The sequence below is a fragment of the Myxococcus vastator genome (assembly GCF_010894475.1).
Lineage (GTDB): Bacteria > Myxococcota > Myxococcia > Myxococcales > Myxococcaceae > Myxococcus > Myxococcus vastator.
This window is the reverse complement of the sequence record NZ_JAAIYB010000579.1, coordinates 1-4,342: the sequence shown is the minus strand read 5'-3', so window position 1 is coordinate 4,342 and position 4,342 is coordinate 1. Positions and strand designations below refer to the sequence as shown.

Sequence of the window (4,342 nt, the reverse complement as noted above, 5' to 3'; positions counted from 1 at the left end):
AAGTGTATAAGAGACAGGGGGGCCGCAGGGGCCAGGGCCTGACAGAGCGCGCGCACGGAGGCGTGCTCAACGAGCTCGCGCGGGCTCGGGGCGCGCGTCAGCCGCGGCTCCAGCCGGGCGGCGAGCTCGGCCAGGGAAGTCGCGTCGAAGCCATGGTCCTCGAGGCTCGCGTCGAGGTCCACGTCCTCCCGGCGCACCGCGAGGACCTCGGCGATGGTCGCGAGGACGTCGTCCGCGACGTCCGGCGCGACGGGCGCCGTCCTCACATCAAAGGCGCGGTCGATGCGCTCGACGTCGCCCTCGACGATGGCCATCACCGGCTCGGTGGAGTGCAGCGCCCGCACGAAGAAGTCGAGCCCCTCGCGGGTGCTCAGTGGCTTCATGCCCAGCGTGTGCAGCAGGTGCGCCTCAATCTGGGCGTCCACGTGCATGCCGCCCTCGCGCCACAAGGGCCAGGTGATGGACAACGAGCGCCCGTGGCGCTGGCCCCGCCGCACCTGCTCCAGGCGCCCCCGGGCGAAGTGGTCGAGGAAGCGATTGGCGAAGGCGTAGTCCGTCTGCCCCACGTTGCCGATGACGCCCGCCAGGGAGGAGAACAGGACGAAGAAGTCGAGCGGCAGGTGCCGGGTCGCCGCGTCCAGGTGGAGCGCGCCCAGGAGCTTGGGCTGGAGGACCGACGCGATGTCCTCGTCGCGCTTCTGGGCGACCATGGCGTCGCGCAGCACCCCCGCCGAGTGGATGATGCCGTGGAGGGCGCCGAAGCGGCCCACGGCCTCGCCCACCAGCGTCTCCACCGCGTCTGCCCGCGAGACATCCGCCTGCCGGTACACGGCCTCGGCGCCCAGGCTGGCCAGCTCCCGGAGCTGGTCGCGCACGGTGTCGTCCTCGGGCGAGCGCCCGGCCAGCACGAGCCGCGCCCGGACCCGCCGGGCCAGCCACCGGGCGAAGAGCAGGCCCAGCCCGCCGCGGCCTCCCGTGATGAGGTAGACGCCACGCTCCCTCAAGAGCGGCGCGTCGTCCGGGTCGGCGAGCGGCGACAGGCGGGTCCGGCACAGCCGCGCGCGGCCCTCCGCGCCGATGCGGACCTCGTCATCCGGCGCCTCGGGAGGTGACAACTCCTGGAGCAGCAGGGCCGCGGAGACGGCTGGCGCCTCGGACAGCTCCACGGTCCGGTAGCGCAGCGCGCGGTGCTCCCGGTTGATGGACTTGCAGAACCCCGAGAGCGCGGCGTGCTGGGGCGCGGCGCTCGCCGGCCCCTGGTAGACGCACAGCAGCCGGAGGGACGGCACGGGCCGTGCCTTCAGCCACGCCTGGGTGAAGGCCGTCAGCGCGTGGATGCCCTGCGCGAGCGCCGTGTCCAGGTGCTGCGCGGCGAGCTCCTGGGGCGGGTGACGGGCCCAGGCGTGGATGGCGCGGGCGGGGAGCCCCCCTCCCTGCCGGAGGGCCTGGAGCAGGCGCTCGACGTCCTCGACCCGCGCGGGGTCGACTTCGTAGACGCCGTCGCCGGCCGCACGGAAGCCCGGCCCCGGCTTCACGAGGAACACGGGCCCGGAGACCAGGCGCCGGAGCGCATCGCGCAAAAGAGCGTCGTGGTCGAAGACCAGCAGCGGCCCCCCGGGCTCGGAGGCGGCGCCTTCCAGGGGCTCGGGCACCCAGCGCTCGCCCAGGACGCGGGTGGGGGCCTGCTGCTTCTGCCCAGGGACCTCCCGAACGCGGAAGTCCTCCAGGCGGACGAGCACCTGCCCCGTCACGTCGGTGAGGCAGAGGTCGAAGGTCTCCACGTCCTTGCGCCGCCCCGTGCGCGTGACATGGACGAGGCACTCCAGGGGCACGGGCTGATGGAGGTGGACCGCGCCCAGGGAGAAGGGCAGCCAGGACGCGGCGCCCCCCGCTTGCGCTCCGTCTGAAAGGAGGCCCACCACGGCCTGGAGCGCGCCGTCGAGGAGGGCCGGTGGGAGCACGACGTCGGGTGACGGGGCCGCGGCGCCAGGCTGCCGCAGCGTGGCCAGCGCCTCGTCCCGGCCCACGTGGAGCTGCTGAAGCGGGCGCAGGCTCTCGCCGTACTCGAGCCCGCGTGCGCTCAGGAGCGCGTAGCAGTCCCGCGATGACAGCACCCGCGGACAGCGCGCCCGGAGGGCCTCGGGCTCCTGTCGGAGGGGAGGCTTCGGCGTGGCTTCCTGGCGCTGCAGCCGTCCCTGCGCGTGGAGCGTGCCGTCCGCGCCGACGAGGCGAAAGCCCAGGGGGGCGCCGTCCTGCTGGAGCGTGAGGGAGACCTCGAGCGCAGCGGCCCCAGGCGCCAGCATCACGGGGCTGGCCCAGGTGATGTCGCGCAGGGCGCTGACAGTCCCGGCGCCGGCCAGCCGCGCCGCGCCCAGCGCCATCTCCAGGCACGCGACGCCAGGGAGGACTTCGCGCCCACCCACGCGGTGGTCCGCGAGGAGCGGCGTTGTCGCCGGGAAGGTCGTGGTGAAGCGCACGGCCTCCAGCGTGGAGGTGTTGTGTCCCAGCAAGGGATGCAGGCGCGTCGGCGGCTGCGTCGTGGCCGCGGGCGTCGTCCTGGGCAGCCAGTACGAGCGGTGGGCGAAGGGATATGTCGGCAGCGGGAACCGCCCTGGCACGCCATGGGGGTAGAGCTCCGCCCAGTCGATGTCCGCGCCCTCCACCCAGCGCGCCGCCAGCGCCCTGAGCGCCGGGACATCCTCACCCTGGGGCGACACCTTCACCCGGGACTGTTCGGCCCGGAGCCGTCCCTGGAAGCAGGTGTCGGGAGGGGCCTGTCCGTCCAGGAAGCGTCGCAGCTGCTCACGCAGGTCGTCCTGGCTGGTGGCGACCAGGGCCAGCCGCGCCGCCATGGCCTCGTTGCGCGTCTGGAGCGAGTAGGCGAGCCGCGCGAGGCTCACCGCGGGCCCCGTCGCCTCCGGCGCGGCCTGCCGGTCGAGGAAGCGGAGGATTCGCTCCGCGTACGGACGGAGCTGCTCCTCCGCGCGCGCCGACAGCACCACGAGCCGGGGGCGCTCATGCGCCGCGGGCGGAGACGGAGGCGGCAGGTGCTCCTCGACAATGACATGGGCGTTGGCGCCGCCAGCGCCAAAGGAGCTCAGCCCCGCCCGTCTGGGGAGGCGGTGTCCCTCGACGCCCGCGGGGGCGGGCCAGTCGCTCAGCGCCTGCTGCACGCGGAAGGGCGTGGCCTGGAAGTCGATGAACGCATTGAGCCGCTGCGCGTGGAGCGAAGGGGCCAGCTGCTGGTGCCGCATCTGGAGCAGGACCTTGGTCAGCCCGGCCATGCCCGCGGCGGCCTCCAGGTGCCCGACGTTCGACTTCACCGAGCCGATGGCGCAGCGCCAGCCCGGCGCCGTCCTCCGCTGGAAGGCCTTGCCCAGGCCGGAAACCTCGATGGGGTCGCCCAGGCTCGTCCCCGTCCCATGGGCCTCGATGTACCCGAGCGTCTGTGGCTCCACGCCCGAGCGCTCCAGCGCCTCGGTGATGAGCGTGGCCTGCGCGTCGGGGTCGGGCACCGTGTAGCCGTTGGCGCGGCCTCCGTGATTGACCACGGTCGCGCGGATGACGCCGTGGATGTAATCCCCGTCCGCCTCCGCGCGGGACAGGGGCTTGAGCAGGACGGCGCCCACGCCCTCACCTGGGACGTAGCCGCTGCCCCCCTCGCCAAACGCGCGGCACCGCCCATCCTGGGCAAGCATCCGGAGCTCGCTCAGGAGCACGTACTTGCTGGGGTGCAGCATGAGGTTGACGCCGCCAACCAGCGCCTGTTCGCACTCCTCGCGCCGCAGGCTCTCGCAGGCCAGATGCAGCGCCGTCAGCGAGGAGGAGCACATCGTGTCCAGGGCCAGGCTGGGCCCACGGAAGTCAAAGAAGAAGGAGACCCGGTTGGCGATGGAGGCGGCGAACGAGGACGGCGAGAGCGGGTTGCCCTGGAGGGTTTCCTCCAGGCCGAGCAGCGCGTACTGCCCCCACATCACGCCCACGAACACGCCCACCTTGCGGCCGCGCAGGGCGCGTCCCGCGTAGCCCGCGTCTTCGAGCACCTGCCAGGCCGTCTCCAGGAACAGCCGCTCCTGCGGATCCATGAGCTCTGCTTCCCGCGGCGACAGGTTGAAGAGCCGGGCATCGAACCGGTCAATGCCTTGAAGGAAGCCCCCCCACTGGCTCTGCGTGGTTCCCGGACGGCTGGCGGATGGGTCGAACCAGGGCGCGTGGTCCCAGCGCTCCGGAGGAACCTCGGTGATGCAGTCCTTCCCGGCGCGGAGGTTCTCCCAGAACGCCTCCAGGTCCTCGGCCCGGGGGTAGCGGCCCGACAGCCCGATGATGGCGATGGGCTCGTCCC

Annotated in this window: 1 protein-coding gene; it reads right to left on the bottom strand. The window is 73.3% G+C overall.

Features of this window, described 5'->3' with window-relative positions:
* Positions 1 to 4,342 (bottom strand): type I polyketide synthase (locus G4D87_RS34215; protein WP_163786873.1); only part of this gene is annotated, 4,342 nt, incomplete at both ends.